The organism is Elusimicrobiota bacterium (genome assembly GCA_016182905.1).
Classification (GTDB): domain Bacteria; phylum Elusimicrobiota; class Elusimicrobia; order UBA1565; family UBA9628; genus GWA2-66-18.
In genome coordinates this window covers 21925-40813 of record JACPFR010000028.1, presented here as the reverse complement: position 1 = coordinate 40813, position 18889 = coordinate 21925, and the positions used below count along the sequence as shown (strand labels likewise).

Here is an 18889-nt window from a genome sequence, read left to right as displayed (position 1 = left end):
TCCGCCATGAGCTTCCATATCGAGCTGTCCAACGTCCGTCTCTTCGACGTCCTCCGCAACGCGCTGAACGGCGAGCTCGGCAGCGTCCTCGGCGTCGAGGGCGACAAGATCGCGCTGAAGCTCAAGACCGGCGAGATCGCGCGCTTCAAGTACGGCGAGCACTTCTTCCGGGTCTCCGAGGACGAGGCGATCGCCTTCCGCGCGGTGATCGCGGAGCTGCGCCGCCAGGCGTCCCTGCTCAAGCCGCGCAAGCGCGGCTCCCTGCGCAAGCCCGCCAAGAAAGCCGCCCCGAAGAAGAAAGCCTAGTCGAGGGGGCCCGGCTTCGCGGGCTTCTCCTTGGCGACGAACAGCAGCCGGTCGAAATAAGGCGAGGACTTCCCCGAGTCCCGCAGGCGCGCGGCGCTCCGCCGGAAGTCGGCCGCCTCCTGCGGCGTGCGCCGGCCCCGGAGGACCTCGTCCGCCAGGTTGAGGACGAGGAAGTTCTCGCTCTCGTCGTCGGAACGCGCGGTCAGCCGCTTCTCCGTCGCGTCGGCCTCGATCTTCTTGTCGAAACGGCCGAGGTCGTCGATCCTGCGCGCGGGCACTCGGTAGGCGACGGTCTGCTCGAGGCGGCCTCCGCCGCGCGTGAGGGTCCGCTGCATCGGCGGGACGCGGTAGACGACGGTCCGCTTCCACTGGCCGTTGCCTTCCCAGACGAGGCTGTGGTCCGTGGCTTGGCTCGGCTGGCCGTACTTGGCGATCATCAGGCGGGCCAGCCGGTAGGAGAAGGTCGGCCAGAGCAGGATGACCGATTCCGGGGTCTCGCCGGAGAGGGAAATCTCGGCGAGGTCCGGCTCCTCTCGGAACTGGGCGCGCGCCGCCGACGGGGCGCACGCGGCGAGCAGCAGGAGCCCCAAAGCCATTCTACACGCGGCGTCGTTCATGGGAGCCTCCACCGGAAAGCGGTCGAGTCCATTATACGGGCTGCGGCGTCGCCGCCCCATGGACGAAGAGTGAATTTATTTCAACGCTTCGGTCTCGGGTGCGCGATGGCCTCGATCTCGTCGGCCGACAGCGTCTCCTTGTCCATCAAGGCCTCGATCATCGCCTTGTGCTGGGCGGCGCCGGCGCGCAGGCGCGCCTCGGTCCTCTCCATGGAGGCCTTCAGGAGCTTGTTGACCTCCACGAGCGCCTTCGCGTCGGCCTCGCCGCCGAACGCGCTCTGCCCGTACTGGTTCGGGGCGGTCTGCGCGAGGCCCATGTCCTCGCTCATGCCGAGCTGCTGGACCATCGCCCGCGCCACGCGCGTCGCCGACTCGAGGTCCGAGCCGGGGCCGGTGGACCACTCGCCGTAGAAGATCTTCTCGGCGACGAGGCCGCCGAGCGCGGTGTCGAGGCGCGCCTCGAGCTCGGCGCGGGTATAAAGGTATTTGTCGCCCTCCTCGCTGCCGGACTCGGCGAAGCCGAGCGCCCCGGAGCCGTGGGGCATGATCGTGACCTTGTTGACGGGCACGCGCGCCTCCGCGTTCTCGTTGAGCAGGTTGGCCAGCACGTGGCCCGCCTCGTGCGCCGCGATGCGGCGCTTGAGGGGCTCGGACAGGCGCAGCGAGCGCTTGCCGCCGATCGTCGCGCGGTCGACGGCCTCGTCGATGTCGGCGCCGTTGATCGAGTCGGCGCCGCGGCGGGCGGCGAGCAGGGCCGCCTCGTTGATCACGTTCTCGAGGAACGCGCCGGAGAGCCCCGCGGTGCGGCGGGCGATCAGGCGCAGGTCCACCTCGGGGGCCAGGCGCGCCTTCTTCGCGTGCAGGGCCAGGATCGCCTCGCGGCCCATCGCCTCGGGCAGGCCGACGTGGATCTTGCGGTCGAAGCGGCCGGGGCGCGTCAGCGCCGCGTCGAGGGTGTCGGCGCGGTTGGTCGCGGCCACGACGAGGACGCCCGACGAGTTGTCGAAGCCGTCCATCTCCTTGAGGATCTGGTTGATCGTCTGCTCGCGCTCGTCGTTGCTCCCGCCGCCGGGGCCGCCGTCGCCGCGCTTCTTGCCGACGGCGTCGATCTCGTCGATGAAGATGATCGCGGGGGCGTTCTTGCGCGCCGTCTCGAAGAGCTCGCGCACGCGGCGCGCGCCCATGCCGACGTACAGCTCGACGAAGTCCGAGCCGGAGATCGAGATGAACGTGGCCGAGGTCTCGCCGGCGAGCGCGCGGGCGAGCAAGGTCTTGCCGGTGCCGGGAGGGCCTTCCATCAGGATGCCCTTGGGCATGCGGGCGCCGAGCTTCCTGAAGCGGGCGGGCTCGCGCAGGAAGTCGATGATCTCCTGGACCTCGACGAGGCTCTCGTCGATGCCGGCCACGTCGTCGAAGCGCGCGTTCGGCTTCTCGAGGTCCATCTTGGGGCGGGTGTTGATGCCGCCGGCCTGTCCTCCGGCGCCGCCGCCCATCATCCTCTTCATCAGCCAGACGAGCAGGAAGATCGGCAGGATCGCCATCGCGAGCATCATCAGGATGCCGCTCATGCTCGTGCCCTTGGGCTTGGCCATCTCCTCGGCGGCCTTGGCCGAGCGCTCGGCCGCGTCGGCGGTCCGCTTCGTGTCTCGGGCGATCTGCTCGAGGGCCGCGTCCTTCGGGTCCGCCTTGACCGAGTCCACGCCTGCGGGGGCCGTGATCGCGGCCGGGGCCTTGATCGTCTGCTCGATGGCGGGCGGCGCGACGGGCGGGGCCGACGGCGTGTTGTTGCTGAACGCCCACCAGCCGGCGAGGGCGGAGAAGAGGATGATCATCGGCAGCCACGAGCCCTTTTTCTTCGGGGCTTGCGGCGCGGAGGGGGCCGGTGCGGGCGAGAGGACCGGCTCGGGCGCGGGGCGGACGGAGTCGTAGCTGACCTCGGGCCCGGGGTCGACGCCGAGGGCGGTCAGGAGGCCGGCGGCGGCGAGGCGCACCGAGGCGTTGCGGTCCTTGTAGGAGGCCTTGATCAGGTCGTGGAGCGCGGGCGAGCCGGGCTTCAGGAAGGGGGCCTCGCGGGTCAGGCGCTTGAGGGCGGTGCGCTGGAGGTACCACCACGGATCGATGTGGACGTCCTTGGAGGTCTGGATGCCGGGACGGGCGGCGAGCGTGAGCAGGTCGAGGTAATGCGTCAGGGTCATCTCGATGGGCAGGGCGTCGAGTATGCGCTGCGCGCCGATCTTGACCTCGGCGCGGCGCTCCTTCTCGTCGACGATGGAGGCGGAGGCCGTCTTGAGCGCGGCGGCGGGGTCGGTCACGAGGAGCTTCTCCATCGCGGCGACGACGCGCGTCGCGGGAACGAACGGCTTTCGCGCGGGGCTCTTGGCGGCGGGCTTGGGCGCGGAGCGCGGCTGGGCGGGCTGGGGGCGGCCGAGTTCCGGTCCGCGGGGCGCGCCGCTCGGGCCTCCCGCGTCCACGGCGTCGACGGCGGGTCGGCGCACGAGAAGGCCGTCGAACAGGGAGGAGAGACGGCCGAGCGCGCCGTCGTTCTTGTCTCCGGCGGCGGGAGCCGTCAGCGCGGGAAGGGCGGCCGTCAGGGCGGCGGGCTTCGCGGCGAGAGGGGCCGCGGGAACGAGGGCGGCGGCGGGAACGGCGGCTATCGCGGGCGCGGCGGCCGGGGCCGCGGGAGCCGGAGCGAGGCTCGGGGCGGCGAGGGACGGAGCGGACGAAGTCAGCGCGGGGGTCGAGAGGAGTCCGGCGGCGGGGGTGAGCGACACGGCGGCTCCAGGGATCGCGCCGGCGGAGCCGGCGCGGGCCGACGCGGCGACCTGGCCCCAGGCCTGCGGGCCGGGCGCTCCGAGGACGAGGGAGGCCGTGAGGACCGAGGCGACGAGGCGGGAAAGCCGGATATTCATGAGATAAACCCCTGAAAAATTGATCACGGTCAATATTCTACGCGGGGCGGTCTCAAGGGAGGTTGGGCCGAACGGGACCGGAAAGGCCCGGCATAGGTCCCACGAAGCGCCGGGACTTTTAGGGCTTGGGCGGGAACCGCCGCGCCTTGATGGCCGCGTCGGCGCAATACAGGGCGACGGCGGCCCAGATCAGCGCGAAGCTGAGCAGGCGGCCGCGCGACAGCGGCTCGCCGAAGGCGAGGACCGCGATGAGGAACTGCAAAGTCGGGGAGAGGAACTGCAGGAAGCCCATGGTCTTGAGGTCGAGGCGGCGCGCGGCCTCGACGAACCAGAGCAGGGGGACGGCGGTGACTCCGGCGCCGCCCGCCAGCAGCAGCCAGGTCTTCGCGTCGGCGGGCGCGCGGCCGTGGCCGGCGAGCCAGGCCAGGCCGAGGATCGCGGGCCCCGCCAGGATGAAGGTCTCGAAGGAGAGGCCGACCAAGGCGTCCGCGTGAGAGACCTTCCGCAGCAGCGCGTACAGCGCGAAGGTCCCGGCCAGGGCGAGCGACAGCCAGGGCAGGTGGCCGTGTGCTTTCACGAGCCACAGCACGCCGGCCAGGGCGAGGACGGCGGCGGCGCCCTGCAGGCGGCGCATGCGCTCGCCGAGCACGAGGACGCCGAGCGCCACGTTGACGAGCGGGTTGATGTAGTAGCCGAGGCTCGAGTCGAGCACGCGCCGGTCCTCGATGGCCCGGATGTACAGGTACCAGTTCGCGCCGATGAGGGCGGTCGTCGCGAGGAGGGCGGCCGCGGTCTTCGGCTTGCCCGCCGCGCGGCGCAGGTCGCCCCAGCGGCCGCGCATGACGAACAGGAGGAAGAGCGCCGACCACGCGATGCGATGCATCAGGATCTCGAGCGCGGGCACGTGAGCCAGCAGGCGCCAGTACAGGGGGCTCAGGCCCCACAGCCCGAAGGCGCCCGCGGCGTAGGCCAGGCCGAGGCGGTTCATCCGCGGAGCTGTTGAAGCCGCTTGTCGGCCCGGTCGAACTCGGCCTCGGCGGCCGGGCCGACGACGGTGTAGTGCCCCATCTTGCGGCCGGGACGGGCGCCGGATTTCCCGTACAGGTGGAGCTTCGCCCCGGGGACGGCGTCGAGCGCGGACCACTTCGGCGCGCCCTTCTCCCACAGGTCGCCCAGGAGGTTGACCATCACGGCCGGTCCGGCGATCAGCTCCGCGGCGCCGAGGGGCAGGCCGCACACGGCGCGCACGTGCTGCTCGAACTGCGAGACGGCGCAGCCGCCCAAAGTGTAGTGGCCGCTGTTGTGGACGCGGGGGGCGATCTCGTTGACCAGGAGGGACTCGTCGTGCAGGAGGAACATCTCGACGGCCATCACGCCCACGTGGCCGAGCGCCTCGGCGACCTTCGTCGCGAGCGCGACGGCCTTGGCCGCCGTGTCGCGCGGGATCCGGGCGGGGGCGCGGGTGGCGTGGAGGACGCCGCCGCGGTGGACGTTCTCGGCGACCGGGTAGACGGCGATCTTCCCGTCGCGGCCGCGCGCGAGGATGACCGAGATCTCGGCCTTGAAATCGACCAGCTTCTCCCAGACGCAGGGCGCCTTGAGGACCTCGTCGGCCTTGGGCGCGTCGGCCTCGCTGCCGAGCCGGCACTGGCCCTTGCCGTCGTAGCCGTGGGAGCGCCGCTTGATGATCACCGGATATTTCCAGCCCGTCGCCGTCGCCGCCTCGCCGTAGGGGGTCTGCGGGAAGCCGTGGCGGCTGAGGAAATTCTTTTGGATCAGCCGGTCTTGGATGAGCCCGAGGACCGAGGGGGCCGGGAACAACGGCCGGACCTCCGCGACGGCCTCCAGGACCTTGACCGGTATGAGCTCCCATTCGAGCGTCACGACATCGGACGCCGAGGCGAGCTTCAAAGCCGCGGACGCGTCGTCGACCGCGCCGACGATCGGCATGTCCACGACCTGCAGCGCCGGGGAGGACGCGGAGGAGTCGAGCGCGGCGGTCCGGTAGCCGAGGGCCTTGGCGGCCTCGGCGATGAGGCGGCCGAGCTGGCCGCCGCCGAGTATGCCGAGGGTCTTCCCGGGCGCCAGCGGTCCCACTACAGCGAGTCCCGCAGGACCTTGCGCGTCTGCGCGTCGCGGAACTTCTTCACGCTCTTGGACAGCGAGGGATCGTTCAACGCGAGGATCTGCGCGGCGAGATGGCCCGCGTTGGCCGCCCCCGCCTCCCCGATCGCGAGCGTGGCGACGGCGACGCCGCGCGGCATCTGGTTGATCGACAACAGGGAGTCGAGGCCCTTGAGCGCGCGCGACTCGACGGGGACGCCGAGCACCGGGAGCCAGGTCATCGCCGCGGTCATGCCCGGCAGGTGCGCCGCGCCGCCGGCGCCGGCGATGATGACCTTGAGCCCCTTCTTCTCGGCCGAGGCGGCGTAGCTGAACAGCTTCAGCGGCGTGCGGTGGGCGGAGACGACCGAGGCCTCGTACGGCACTTTATAATCACGGAGAACGTCGGCGGCGGCCTTCATCGTCTTCCAGTCCGACTTGCTTCCCATGATGATGCCGACGAGCGGTTTCTTTCTCAAGCGAGGCTCCTTCCGAGGACTTTGGCGGCCACGTCCTTCCGCCAGCGCAGCCGCGGCCCGGCGACGCGGGGCAGGGCGGCGTAGGCGCGCTCGCGGGCGGCGGCGAGATCGGCGCCGAGGCCGACGACGGCGAGCACCCGCCCGCCCGCGGCGAGCCAGCGTTCCCCGTCCTTCTTCGTGCCCGCGTGGAACACCATCACGCCCTCGAGGCCGTCCGCGCCGCCGGGCGCGAGCTCCGCGCCGGCCTTCGGCGCCTCGGGGTAGCCCTCGGCGGCGACGACCACGGCCACGCAGGCTCCGGCGCGGGCCGGGACGCGGCTTTGGCGCAGCTCCCCTCGGGCGCAGGCGAGGCACAGCTCGAGGAAATCGGCGTCGAGCAGGGGGAGCACCGCCTGGGTCTCCGGATCGCCCAGGCGCGCGTTGAACTCGAGGAGCTTCGGCCCGTCGGGGGTGAGCATGAGCCCCGCGTACAGCACGCCCCGGAAATCGAGGCCGTCCTTCGCCAGCCCCGCGAGGGCGCGGTCGAACACCGTCTCCCGTATGGTCCGGAGCACGGCCTCGTCGAGCGGCACCGGGCACAGCGCGCCCATGCCGCCGGTGTTGGGGCCCAGGTCGCCGTCGAGCAGGCGCTTGTGGTCCTGGCTCGCGGGGAGCAGGGCGTAGGTCTTGCCGTCGAGCACGGCCATCATCGAGATCTCGGGGCCGCTCAGCAGCTCCTCGACGAGCAAGGTGCTGCCGGCGCCGGTGGCGGCGAGCGTCGCGACCGCCGCCTCGGCCTCCGGCAGCGCCGTGCAGACGATCACGCCCTTGCCGGCGGCGAGCCCGTCGGCCTTCACCGCGCAGGCGCCGCCGAACTCCCGGACCGCGGCGAGCGCCTCGGCCGCGCCGCCGACGCGCGCGCGCGCGGTCGGCAGGCCGTGGCGGAGCATGAAGTCCTTGGCGAAGGCCTTCGAGGATTCGAGCCGCGCGCCGTCCCGGCCCGGGCCGAACACGGGTATGCCCGCGGCGCGGACCGCGTCGGCGACGCCGGCGGCGAGCGGGGCTTCCGGGCCGATAATGACGAGCTCCACGCCCTTGCCGATACAAAAACGCGATACGGCCTTCGGGTCGAGGGGGTCGAGGGCGACGCGCTCGGCCAAGGCGCCCATGCCGTCGGAGCCCGGGGCGGCCCACAGCTTCGAGAGGCGGGGGCTCTTGGCCAACGCCCACGCCATCGCGTGTTCCCTGCCGCCGGAGCCGAGAAGGAGGACCTTCACGGCCTGATGATACCTAAATCGTCTTAGTCCGTCGAATCGACGACGCGGAACACCTCGGAGATCGAGATGGTCCCCGCGGCGGCCTTGCGCAGGCCGTCGGCGATCAGCGGGTCGTTGCCGTCCTTGAGCGCCGCCGCGCGCAGGTCGTCCAGGCCGGCCTTTTTCAGGATCAGCGACCGCAAAGTCGGGCTGACGGCGACGTACTCGAAGAGCAAAGTCCGGCCGAGGTAGCCGCTCTGGCGGCAGGCGGCGCAGCCCGCGCCGCGCTTGAGCCCCCTCATCAATCCGTCGGGCATGCGGATGCCGCCGCTTTTCACGCGGTGCTCGATCTCGGCGACCTCGGCGGCGGTCGGCTCGTAAGGCTGGGCGCAGGACTCGCACACGCGGCGGGCCAGGCGCTGGGCGGAGACGGCGGTCAGCGCGGAGGCGATCAGGAACGGCTCCAGGCCCATGTCGAAGAGGCGCGTGATCGCGCCGAGCGCGCTGTTGGTGTGCAAGGTCGTGAAGATCATGTGGCCGGTCAGGGAGGCCGACACCGCGATCTCCGCCGTCTCGAGGTCGCGGATCTCGCCGACCATGATCACGTTCGGGTCCTGGCGCAGGATCGCCCTCAGGCCCTCGGCGAAGCCGAAGCCGGCCTTGGGCTGGATCATCCCCTGGTTGATGCCCGGGATCTTCTTCTCGATCGGGTCCTCGAGGGTCACGATGTTCCGCGACGGGGAGTTGATCTGCTGGAGCAAGGTGTACAGCGTCGTGGACTTGCCGCTGCCCGTGGGGCCGGTCACGATGAACATGCCCTGGGGGCGGGTGCTCACCGCGCGCAGGGCGTCGGTGATCTTCGGATCCAGGCCGATCTCCTCGAGGGCCGGGACCTTCGAGTTCCGCGGGATCAGGCGCAGCACGGCCTTGTCCCCGTTCGGCGTCGGAAAGGTCGAGAGACGCAGGTCCACGTCCATGCCGTCCTGCGAGATGGACATGCGCGCGTCCTCGGGCCTGCTCGTGCCGATGCCGCGCTCCGGGTCCAGGCCGCAGTTGACCCGGATATGCGACACGATGCGCAGGTTCAGCGCGTTCGGGATCTGCATCATCTCCTCGAGGATGCCGTCGAGCCGGAACCTGACGCGCAGCGCGCTCTCCAGCGGCTCCAGGTGCACGTCCGAGGCGCGCAGCTTCACCGCCTCGCGCAGGATGCGCTGCACCGCGTCGGAGACGAGCTTCTCCTCCTCGGGCTTGGCCTTCCCTCCGCCGCCGAACATGCCGCCCTTCGTCGTCTCCTTGGCCCTCTTGACCATCTCGACGAACTCGGCCTGCAGCGGGAGGCGCTGCGGCTCGGCGCCCGCGGCGGGCGTCTTCACCGCGGCGGGCGTCTTCACTGCGGCGGGCGCCGGAGCGGGAGCGGCCGCGGGCGCCGGCGCGGGAGGCGGCGCCTCGGCGACGGCCGGTCCGGCGGAGTGGGTGGCGGGAGGCGCCGAATCGGGGACGGTCAGGTCCTGGAAGAGCTGGCTCGGCGGCTCGCCCGCGTCGGGCGAGGCCTGGCCGGGGCGTCCGGGCAGGTTGACCTCGACGGGAAGCGTGTCGGGGATCTTGTTGGGGATCTTCGGGCGCAGGTTCTCGAGCAGCCAGCGCTCGACGCCCTTGCGGACGACGGTGTCCACCTTGGCCCAGGTGACGAGCAGGGACTTGTCGCGCAGGGCCTGCAGCTCGGGTTCCGCGCGGCGCTCGGCGAGCTTCTCCCGGATCAGGCCCGAGCCCGCGCAGATCGCGGCGGGCTTATTGCCCCCGAGCCAGACCATGTAGACGCCCTCGAGGTTGTCGAAGTGCGGATCGTTCAGGTTGACGGCGTACAGCTCGCCCCAGACGTCGCCCTCGCAGCGGTTCCAATAGATCGGAAGTGAGGCCATGCTCTCCCTATATAGCCTCTCTCCCGGGAAAAAACAAGTCCCCTGCGGAGCGTTTATTTCTTGGGCTTGTCCTCGGCGGCGGGATCGCGCCATCCGCCGACATGGCGGGACGCCGTACAGATCCAGGTCGAGCTTGCCGGCGCGGGCCGGACTCGCGAGCAAAGCGGCGGCGACGATCAGGCGGGGATGACGGCGGCCGATGCGGAAAAATCCCTCGTTTTCCGCAAAATAAACATTATTTTTTAAGCGCTATTCACTTTCGGCGTCGGTGGTGAATAGCGCTTTGAATCTCGGCGCTATTTTTCGAAAAACGAGGGATTTTTCGCGTCAGCGCAGCGGCCAGGCCCCGTCGCCCTGAAGTTGGGGCGTCTGGTCGCGGTTGAGCCGGCGCGCCTCGTCCTGCACGCGCGGCGTCAGATACTCGGCGAGAGCCTTCGGGGTGGATTTGCCCGCGTTCATGCCCTCGAGCAGGAAATAGGTGAAGGCGCCGTGGCCCTTGTCGTCGAGCGAGCCCGAGATCTCGTTGGCGGCGGAGGCCGCGAGCACGGTCACCGTCGCGGGCGCCGCGCCGGTGTCGATCTTGGCGACGAGCGGCCGGGCGCCGGAGGCGAGCACCGAGCGCCCGCCCGCGCCCGAGAAGCAGGAGTCCATCGCGACGAGCACCTGCCGGGCGGGAAGCTCGCCGAGCTTTTTGTAGAGCTTGGCGACGGGATAGCCCGTGGACTCGAGGAAGTTCGGGTCGCCGTCCCACGGCACGAGGTAAGCCTGGCCGGTCTTCACGTCGGGCGCGCCGTGGCCGGAGAAATAGAAGTACACGCGGCTGTCGGCCTTGGCCATGCGGGGCAGCCACTGCTCGAGGTTCTTCTCGAGCGAGGCCTTCCCGGCCTTGGCTCCCTTGAGCAGGACGATGTTGCGCTCGGGCACGCCGAGGGCGCGGACGTGTGCCTTGAAGGCGTCCGCGTCGCGCTCGGCATAAGGGGCCTTCGACGCGATGTCGGAATAGGTCTCGATGCCGACGACGATCGCGAGGTCGTCGGGGCGCTCGGCGGCGGAGAAGCGCGGCGAGGGCGAGGCCGGGTAGGACGCGGCGGGCGCGGCCGCCGGGGCGGCGGCGTCTCCGCCCTTCACGGCCTTGGCGATGCGCTCGATGTCGGCCGAGCTGAGGCCCGAGGACGGGGCGGCGGGGGCCGGCCGTCCCGGGCGGCGGGCGAGGACGGCGTCGCCGGGGATGCTCTTGAACTTCTCCCCGTTCTCGTCGGAGAAGTCGGTGCACGCGGCCCGGGCGTTCATCTGGTAGCTGTTGGCGTCGTAGCGCGCCAGGACCTGACCGTTGTAAGCGGAGGAGACGATCGTCCGGTCGCTGAATGTCGCCGGGAAGTCGAAGGCGATGTCGCACTTGGACGGGTCCGGATTGCTCTCGAAGACGCCCGTGGCGAAGACCTCGCGCAGGCCCTGCATGCGGATATTGTTGATCATGCCCGGGCCGCCCTTCAGGCAAGCGCGCAGGGTCGAGCGGCAGGACGCGTCGCCGCCGACCTGCTGCATCAGGCCGGTGCCGGTGGTGGCGCAGGCGCCGAGGAAAAGTCCGAGGGGGAGCAGGGCGAGGGCGAGAAATCTCGAGCTCATTTGACGGCCTCCGTGACCTGATAATCGGGGATCGGGGTCGGGTAGCGGCGGGTGAAGCAGGCCGTGCACCAGCCGCTCTCGTCGCCCTTGCCGACCGCGCGCTGCATGCCCGCGAGGCTCAGGTAGTGGAGGCTGTCCACGCCGAGGTACTTCCGGATCTCCTCGATGGAGTTCTGGTTGGCGATGAGCTCGGCGGCGTAGGGCGTGTCGATGCCGTAGTAGCAGGGCGAGACGATGGGGGGCGAGGTGATCGCCATGTGGATCTCGCGCGCGCCGGCCTGGCGCAGCAGCTTGCAGATGCGCTTGCTCGTCGTCCCGCGCACGATCGAGTCGTCGACGAGGACGACGCGCTTGCCGCGCAAAGTCTCTGGAACGGGAGCCAGCTTGAGCATCGCCGCCTTCTCGCGCAGCTCCTGCGTGGGCTTGATGAAGGTGCGGCTGACGTAATGGGAGCGCATCAGGCCGATCTCGAAAGGCACGCCGCTTTCCTCGGAGAATCCCAGCGCGGCCGGTATGCCGGAGTCGGGCACGGGCACGACGATGTCGGCCTTCAGCCCGCTCATCTCGCGGGCCAGCGCCTTGCCCAGGTCCCGGCGCGCCGCCTGCACGCCGCGGTTGAAGATCATCGAGTCCGGGCGCGCGAAGTAGACCTGCTCGAAGATGCAGCGCGCGGGCGCGGGCACGGGCGGGAACGGCTTGAGCGACTTGACCGTGGTGCCCTCGACGATGACCATCTCGCCGGGCTCGAGCTCGCGCACGAGCTCGGCGCCGATGAGGTTGAGCGCGGTCGTCTCCGAGGCGAAGATGTGGGCGTCGCCGATGCGGCCGAGCACGAGCGGGCGGAACCCGTACGGGTCGCGCACCGCGATGAGCTTGTCGATCGTCAGCAGGAGCAACGAGTAGGCGCCCTCGACTTGGCGCAGGCTCGCGATCAAGGCGTCCTCGACGGGGCCCTCCTGGCGGGCGAGCAGGTGGATGATGACCTCGGAGTCGGTCGTGGACTGGAAGATGGCGCCGCGCCCCTCGAGCTTGTGCTTGAGCTGGATCGCGTTGGTCAGGTTGCCGTTGTGGGCGATGGCCAGCATGCCGTGGCCGGTCTTGTAGACGAGCGGCTGGGCGTTGCGGATGTGGCTTCCTCCGGTGGTCGCGTAGCGCACGTGGCCGATCGCGACGCGCCCGGGAAGGGCGGCGACGCCGTCGGCGAAGACCTCGGAGACGAGGCCCATGCCGATGCGCGTCTGGAACTCGCCGTTCTTGACGGTCACGATGCCCGCGCTCTCCTGGCCGCGGTGCTGTAAAGAGAAAAGGCCGAGCTGGGTCAGCTCGGCCGCGTCAGGACGCCCGGAGACGGCGAATATTCCGCACATACCTTAAGTATACCTGTTGAAAACGGGGCTGTCAGCGGGGCTCTTGCCGCCGGAGCCGTCTCTTTCTTGGTTCTTTGCTTTAAAGCATAACGGCCTTCGACAGCTCTAAATGAAGGCGTCTATTCCCCGTGGCTTTGCTTTAAAGCAAAGAACCAAAAGGGAGGTATGCCGGGGCAGCGGCGGCTCGTTCGCGGCGTCAGCGCGCGTAGTCGACGGCGTTCTTGAACATCTCCAGTCCGACGGGCGCCTTGCGGTAGGTCTGGCGCGTCCAGTTCGGATGGTGATGCAGCGACATGAACCGCTCGGGGTGGGGCATCAGGCCGAGGACGTTGCCCTCGGGGTTGGTGAGCCCGGCGATGTTGAAGATCGAGCCGTTGGGGTTGTGCGGGTAGCCCATCAGCTTGCCGTCCTCGGTGACGTATTGAAGGGCGATCGACTTCGTTTTCTTCAAGTCTTCGAGGTGGCGCGGGGATTTCAGCACGAGCTTGCCCTCGCCGTGGGCGACCGGCAGCTCGATCATCTCGGGCAGGCCCTTGAAGAACAGGCAGGAGGACTGGGTGTTGATGCGCAGATGGGTCCAGCGCGTCTCGAACTTGCCCGAGTCGTTGACGGTGAAGGAGGCGCTCTGGTCGCAGGCGTTGGAGTGCGGGAGGATGCCGGCCTTCACGAGGACCTGGAAGCCGTTGCAGATGCCGATGACGGGGCGGCCGAGGCGGACGAACTGGCGCAGGTCGGTCAAGGTGTGGCGCACCTGGTTGGCGAGGACCTTGCCCGCGCCGACGTCGTCGCCGTAGGAGAAGCCGCCGGGGATGGACAGGATCGCGTAGTCCATCAGCTTCTTCTTGCCGGAGCGCAGCTCCGTGATGTGGACGAGCTCCGGTTCCCCGCCGACGTGCTTGAACGCGTTCGCGGTCTCCAGCTCGCAGTTGACGCCGGCGGCGCGCAGGATCAGGACTTTGGGCTTTTTCATCCGAGGATCCTCGGCAGGGCGGTCTGCCACGCTTCCTTGAGCTCTTTGAGGGATTCCTCGAGGCACGTCGAGCCCTCGAGGCCCGTCACCTTGATGATCGGGTTGGCCGTGGTCTGGCCGACGCGGCGCACCATCGCGGACTTGGCGCTCTTGCCGAAGTGGCGCAGGAAGGCCGACTCGTCCTCGGGCTTCACCTCGACGAGTATCCGGGAAGGGGACTCCGAGAAGAGCAAGGTCTCGTTGGAATAGATGCGCGGGTCGCGCGGGCACTCGTCGAGGTCGAGCAGGCAGCCGAACTCGCCGGTGAATCCCATCTCCGCGGCGCACAGCGCCAGGCCGCCCTCGGAGAGGTCGTGCGCGGACAGGACGTGGCCGCGGGTCATCGCCGCGTGCAGCGCCTTGAAGCCGTCGATGGCGGAGGCGGGGTTGACCTTGGGGACTTCTCCCCCGACGCGTCCCAAGACGCGGTGATAAAGGGAGCCGCCGAGCTCGTCGTTGGTGCGGCCGATGAGGTAGAGGGCGTTGCCCGGGCCCTTGAAGTCCATGGTGACGGCCTTGCGCCCGTCGGGGACCGGGGCCACCGCCGAGACCAGCAAGGTCCCGGGGATCGGGAGCTCCTTGCCCTTCTCGTCCTTGGACTGGTTGAACATCGAGTCCTTGCCGGAGATGAAGGGGGCGGAGAAGCCCTTGGCCGCGTCGCGGCAGCCCTCGGCGGCGCGGACGAGCGCGCCGAGCTGCTTCGGGTCCTCGGGGCTGGCCCAGCAGAAGTTGTCGAGCAAGGCGGCGCGGGACGGGTCGGCGCCGACGCAGGTCAGGTTGCGCAGGGCCTCGTCGACCGCGGCCAGGGCCATCCAATACGGATCGATCCGGCCGTAGTCGGGGTTGAGGCCGTGGCCGACGGCGAAGCAGGAGAAGTCGTCCATGTCGCCGGTGGCGGCGTGCGGCCAGATCACGCAGGCGTCGCCGGGGCCGTCGTGGCGCACGCCCTGCAGCGGCTTGACGACGGTGCCGCCCTGGACCTCGTGGTCGTACTGGCGGATCACCCACTCGCGCGAGCAGACGTTGAGATGGCCGATCATCTCGCGCAGGGCGTCGCCGGCTTTCTTCGCGACGCCGCCAGCGGGCTTCGCGGCGTGGTTATTCGTCCAGACGGCCTCGCGCTCCACGCGCGGCAGGCCCTTGTGGAGGAACTTCATGTCGAGCTCGACGATCGTCCGCTCGTGGTGCGTGACCTCGAGCTTGCCGGTCCGGGTGAACTCGCCCAGGACGGCGAGTTCGCAACCCTCGGCGGCGAACACGGCCTCGAGCGCCTTGAGGCTCTTGGGATTGACGGCCAGGACCATGCGCTCCTGCGACTCGGACAGCCAGATCTCCCAGCTGTCGAGGTCGCTGACTTTCAGCGGGGCCTGCTCGAGGCGCACGCGCGCGCCGCAGTCCGCGCCGAGCTCGCCGATGGCCGAGGAGAAGCCGCCCGCGCCGCAGTCGGTGACCGAGCCGTAGAGCTTCTTGTCGCGCGCCGCGAGCAGGGCGTCGAGGACGCGCTTCTCCTGGATCGCGTGGCCGATCTGCACCGCGGAAGAGGGGGCGTCCGCGCCGAGGTTGGCCGAGGAGAACGTCGCGCCGTGGAGGCCGTCGCGTCCCGTGCGGCCGCCGACCGCGACGATCAGGTCGCCGGGCTTGACCTCTTTCTTGACGGCCCACTGGGGCATGATGCCGACGGTGCCGCAGAACACGAGCGGGTTGAGGCGGTAGTCGTCGTCGAACCAGATCCCGCCGCCGGCCGTGGGGATGCCCATGCGGTTGCCGTAGTCGCGCACGCCGGCGACCACGCCGCGCAAGGTGCGCGTCGGGTGATGCGCGCCTTCGGGGAGCGCGCCCTTGTAGTCCGGGCGGCCGAAGCAGAAGGTGTCGGTGTTGAGGACGGGCTTGGCGCCGAGGCCGACGCCCAGGATGTCGCGCACCACGCCGCCGACGCCGGTGGCCGCGCCGCCGTAGGGCTCGAGGGCCGAGGGATGATTGTGCGTCTCCACCTTGAACGCCAGCGCCCACTTCTTGCCGAACGCGACGACGCCCGCGTTGTCCTTGAACAGGGACAGGCACCAGGGCTTCTTGACGGCCTCGGTGGCGGCGACGATGGTCTCGGCGAAGAGGTTCTTGATCGTCCGCGTCTTCTTCCCTTCGACATACCTGATGGGAGAAGTGAAGGTCTTGTGCTTGCAGTGCTCGGACCAGGTCTGGGCGATGGTCTCGATCTCGGCGAGGGACGGCTCGCGCTTGAGGGTCTTGAAGTGGGCCTGGATCGCGCCCCACTCGGCGTCGGACAGGGAGAGGTGGCGCGAGTTGCCGATGACGCGCAGCTCCTTGGGCGACTTGCCGAGGATGGGGAACGAGTCTTGGGAGGTCTCGGCGAGCTGGCTCAAGGGTGGGCCTCGGTGACGACGACGCGGTGGATGAGAGGATTGGCCAGCGACTTGGCCACGGCCTTCTCGACCTGCGCCTTCACGGCGCGGCCGTTGAGCAGATAAAGCATCCCGCAGCGGGCGGAGGTCGGGCGCTGAAGGCCGCCCTCGGCGATCGCCTCGGCGACCGTCGCGCCGACGGGATCGGAGACGGTCGGCTTGAGCCAGACCTCGACGCGCCAGAAGTTCATCCCGTTCATCGGCGCGGGCGCGACGGGGACCAGGCGGAACTCCTGGGTCACGGCGTCGCAGAGGAGGTCCTTCGCGGCCTGGTGCGCCTGGTTGGCGGTCAGCGAGCCGGAGATCTCGTAGAGCCGGCCGGCCCGGACTTCCTTGAGGGCGCCCAGGCCCTGCTCCCGCAGGAGGGCGAAGGCCGCGGCGCCCTCGGCGTCGTTGAACTCGTTGCGGAGCTTGACCTCGATGAGGTGAACATTCTCCGCCTGGATCTTTATGCTCACTTGGTCACCTTTGCGAGGAAATCGCGATAGCGGGAGAGCGTGCCGTCCACGACGCTTTGAGGCAAAGCGGGGGCGGGGGGAAGCTTATTCCAGCCGGATTTCTCGAGATAATCACGCACGAATTGCTTGTCGAAGCCGTCCGGAGTCCTTCCGGGATGCCAATCCTTCTTCTCCCACACGCGGGACGAGTCGGGCGTGAGGATCTCGTCGATAAGACAAAGTTTTTCGTTGATGAACCCGAATTCGAATTTCGTATCGGCAAGAATGAGGTCTCTCTTCGCCAAGTGCTCGGCCGCGACGTTAAAAACCCGAAGGGTTAATCCTTCCAACGTCTTGGCAAGTTCCGGTCCTATCATCTCAGCCAAGCGTTCTCGCGAGATGTTCTCGTCGTGCCCCTCATCCGCCTTCGTCGCGGGCGTAAAAATGGGCGAAGGCAATTTGTCGGCCTCTTTGAGCCCCGCCGGAAGCGAGTGACCAACGACGTTGCCGTTGATTTTATATTCCTTCCAGCCCGACCCCGCGAGATACGCGCGCGCCACGCACTCGGCATCGATCCTTTTCGCCTTATGCACCAGCATCATCCGCCCGTCGAACCAGTTCTTATCCAGCTTCACGGGCAGTTGCTGTTGAATGGCGTCGAAATCAGCGGTGATCAAATGGTTCGGAACCACGTTTTTCGTCAGATCGAACCAGAACAGCGCCGCCGTGGTCAGGATCTTGCCTTTGTCCGGGATCGGCGTCGGCAGGACCACGTCGAACGCCGAGAGCCGGTCCGACGCCACGATGAGCAGCTTCTCTCCGAGGTCGTAGACGTCCCGGACCTTGCCCCGGCGCAGGAGCTTCAGTCCCGGTATGTCGACGGAGGAGGCGGTGCTCGTCATCATTCCCATTCGATGGTGGCGGGAGGCTTGGAGGAGATGTCGTAAGCGACGCGGTTCACGCCCTTGACCTCGCTGACGATGCGGCTGGAGATCTTCTGCATGAGGTCGTACGGGAGCCGCGACCAGTCGGCGGTCATGCCGTCGCGGCTGTCCACCGAGCGGACGACGACCGTGTTCTCGTAGGTGCGCCCGTCGCCCATCACGCCGACGGAGCGCACGGAGGGGAGGATCACCACGAACGCCTGCCAGACCTTGTCGTACCAGCCGGCGGCCTTGAGCTCCTGGCGCATGATCAGGTCGGCGTCGCGCAAGGTCTTGAGCAGCTCGGGGGTCACGGCGCCGAGCACGCGGATCGCGAGGCCGGGGCCGGGGAACGGGTGGGCGCCGAGCAGGTCCTGCGAGATCCCCATCTCCTTGCCGAGGAGGCGCACCTCGTCCTTGAAGAGCATCCGCAGCGGCTCGACCAGGCGCAGCTTCATTTTTTTCGGGAGCCCGCCGACGTTATGGTGGCTCTTGATGACGACGGAGGGCCCGTGCACCGACACGGATTCGATCACGTCCGGGTATAACGTTCCCTGGGCCAGGAAGGTCACCCCTTTGATCCGTTTCGCTTCTTTATCGAACACTTCGATAAACGTCTTCCCGATGATCTTCCGCTTCTTTTCCGGGTTCGAAACGCCCTTCAGCCGTCCGAGGAAGAGCTTCGACGCGTCCACGACCTTTAGATTGAGCTTCAGCTCCTGGCCGAGCACCTTCTCCGCGCGCTCGCGGTCGCCGTGGCGGCCGAGCCCGGTGTCCACGTAGATGCAGTAGAGGCGCGAGCCGATCGTCTTGGAGATCAGGGCCGCCGCGACGGAGGAGTCCACGCCGCCGGAGAGGGCGCAGACGACCTTGCCGTCGCCGACCTGCGTCTTAATCGCCGCGACCTGGGACTCGAGCAAGGACGACATGCTCCAGCGCTTCTCGAAGCGGCAGATGCGGCGCGCGAAGTTCTCGAGGACCTTCGCGCCGAGCGGCGTGTGCACCACTTCCGGGTGGAACTGGATGCCGTACTGGCGCTTCGCCTCGTCGGAGATCGCGGCGTAGGGCGCCGAGCCGGTGCGCGCGTCCACGCGGAAGCCGTTGTGCAGGCGCGAGGCGCTGTCGCCGTGGCTCATCCACACCTGCAGATGCCGGGGCAGGTCGGCGAACAGCGGGCTCTCGGCGACGATCTCGAGGTCGGCGTGGCCGTACTCGCGCTTCTTCGAGGGCAGGACCTTGCCGCCGTGCAGCTCGACGAGCAGCTGCATGCCGTAGCAGATGCCGAGCACCGGCACGCCCGCCTCGAACACGAACTTGTCCGGGCGCGGCGAGCCCTTCTCGTGGACCGACGCCGGCCCGCCGGACAGGATGATGCCGGCCGGCCTCGCCGCGAGGATCTGCTCCCGCGTCGCCTTGAAGGGCAGTATCTCGCAGTACACCTCGAGTTCGCGCAGGCGCCGCGCGATCAGCTGGGTGTACTGGCTCCCGAAGTCGAGGATCAGGATCTTCTCGGCTTCGAGAGCGGCGACGGTCATG

At 69.1% G+C, this 18889-nt stretch carries 16 protein-coding genes; 2 read left to right on the top strand and 14 right to left on the bottom strand.

From position 1 onward, the window contains the following. Positions 1-6: 6 nt before the first annotated feature. Positions 7-306, top strand: coding sequence for a hypothetical protein (locus HYV14_10870; GenBank protein ID MBI2386502.1), 300 nt, complete (start codon positions 7-9; stop codon positions 304-306). Here HYV14_10870 and HYV14_10865 read toward each other — a convergent pair. From HYV14_10865 to HYV14_10835, 7 genes are all read right to left on the bottom strand, one after another. Next, positions 303-923 carry a hypothetical protein gene (locus tag HYV14_10865; protein ID MBI2386501.1) on the bottom strand — a complete coding sequence of 207 codons (621 nt, stop codon included), beginning with the start codon at positions 921-923 and terminating at the stop codon, positions 303-305. The genes HYV14_10870 and HYV14_10865 overlap by 4 nt on opposite strands. A gap of 80 nt (positions 924-1003) precedes the next feature. Beyond that, complete coding sequence (gene hflB, locus HYV14_10860) at positions 1004-3859, bottom strand: ATP-dependent zinc metalloprotease FtsH (GenBank protein MBI2386500.1); 2856 nt, start codon at positions 3857-3859, stop codon at positions 1004-1006. Positions 3860-3950: 91 nt separating this feature from the next. Further along, on the bottom strand, positions 3951-4820 hold the full coding sequence (rarD, locus tag HYV14_10855) for an EamA family transporter RarD (GenBank protein MBI2386499.1): 870 nt from the start codon (positions 4818-4820) through the stop codon (positions 3951-3953). Continuing rightward, complete coding sequence (gene purK, locus HYV14_10850) at positions 4817-5920, bottom strand: 5-(carboxyamino)imidazole ribonucleotide synthase (GenBank protein MBI2386498.1); 1104 nt, start codon at positions 5918-5920, stop codon at positions 4817-4819. The genes rarD and purK overlap by 4 nt, the downstream gene beginning before the upstream one ends. A gap of 8 nt (positions 5921-5928) precedes the next feature. After that, positions 5929-6384 carry a 5-(carboxyamino)imidazole ribonucleotide mutase gene (purE, locus tag HYV14_10845; GenBank protein ID MBI2386497.1) on the bottom strand — a complete coding sequence of 152 codons (456 nt, stop codon included), beginning with the start codon at positions 6382-6384 and terminating at the stop codon, positions 5929-5931. Positions 6385-6410: 26 nt separating this feature from the next. Then, complete coding sequence (purD, locus tag HYV14_10840; protein MBI2386496.1) at positions 6411-7670, bottom strand: phosphoribosylamine--glycine ligase; 1260 nt, start codon at positions 7668-7670, stop codon at positions 6411-6413. A 23-nt stretch (positions 7671-7693) separates the two neighbouring features. Further along, positions 7694-9571 carry a type II/IV secretion system protein gene (locus HYV14_10835; GenBank protein MBI2386495.1) on the bottom strand — a complete coding sequence of 626 codons (1878 nt, stop codon included), beginning with the start codon at positions 9569-9571 and terminating at the stop codon, positions 7694-7696. Positions 9572-9631: 60 nt separating this feature from the next. On the opposite strand from HYV14_10835, the gene HYV14_10830 reads away from it, so the two are divergent. Next, the gene (locus HYV14_10830) at positions 9632-9817 is read left to right on the top strand and encodes a hypothetical protein (protein MBI2386494.1); all 186 of its coding nucleotides are present in this window, start codon (positions 9632-9634) and stop codon (positions 9815-9817) included. An 81-nt stretch (positions 9818-9898) separates the two neighbouring features. Here HYV14_10830 and HYV14_10825 read toward each other — a convergent pair whose 3' ends face one another. The 7 genes from HYV14_10825 to guaA form a co-directional block, all read right to left on the bottom strand. Continuing rightward, positions 9899-11197: a caspase family protein gene (locus HYV14_10825; protein ID MBI2386493.1), complete on the bottom strand. Its 1299-nt coding sequence runs from the start codon at positions 11195-11197 to the stop codon at positions 9899-9901. Beyond that, a complete protein-coding gene (locus HYV14_10820) occupies positions 11194-12564 on the bottom strand; it encodes an amidophosphoribosyltransferase (protein ID MBI2386492.1) in 1371 nt (456 codons plus the stop codon). Before HYV14_10820 ends, HYV14_10825 begins: the two co-directional genes overlap by 4 nt. A 196-nt stretch (positions 12565-12760) precedes the next feature. Next, positions 12761-13534: a phosphoribosylformylglycinamidine synthase I gene (gene purQ / locus HYV14_10815; GenBank protein ID MBI2386491.1), complete on the bottom strand. Its 774-nt coding sequence runs from the start codon at positions 13532-13534 to the stop codon at positions 12761-12763. After that, positions 13531-15954, bottom strand: coding sequence for a phosphoribosylformylglycinamidine synthase subunit PurL (gene purL / locus HYV14_10810; protein ID MBI2386490.1), 2424 nt, complete (start codon positions 15952-15954; stop codon positions 13531-13533). Before purL ends, purQ begins: the two co-directional genes overlap by 4 nt. Next, entirely contained in the window at positions 15951-16451 is a 501-nt protein-coding gene (locus tag HYV14_10805; GenBank protein ID MBI2386489.1) for a phosphoribosylformylglycinamidine synthase subunit PurS, read from the bottom strand. The genes purL and HYV14_10805 overlap by 4 nt, the downstream gene beginning before the upstream one ends. Further along, a complete protein-coding gene (locus HYV14_10800) occupies positions 16448-17332 on the bottom strand; it encodes a phosphoribosylaminoimidazolesuccinocarboxamide synthase (GenBank protein ID MBI2386488.1) in 885 nt (294 codons plus the stop codon). Before HYV14_10800 ends, HYV14_10805 begins: the two co-directional genes overlap by 4 nt. Beyond that, positions 17332-18888, bottom strand: a complete 1557-nt coding sequence (gene guaA, locus HYV14_10795; GenBank protein ID MBI2386487.1) for a glutamine-hydrolyzing GMP synthase — start codon at positions 18886-18888, stop codon at positions 17332-17334. Before guaA ends, HYV14_10800 begins: the two co-directional genes overlap by 1 nt. Between the last annotated feature and the right edge of the window lies 1 nt (position 18889).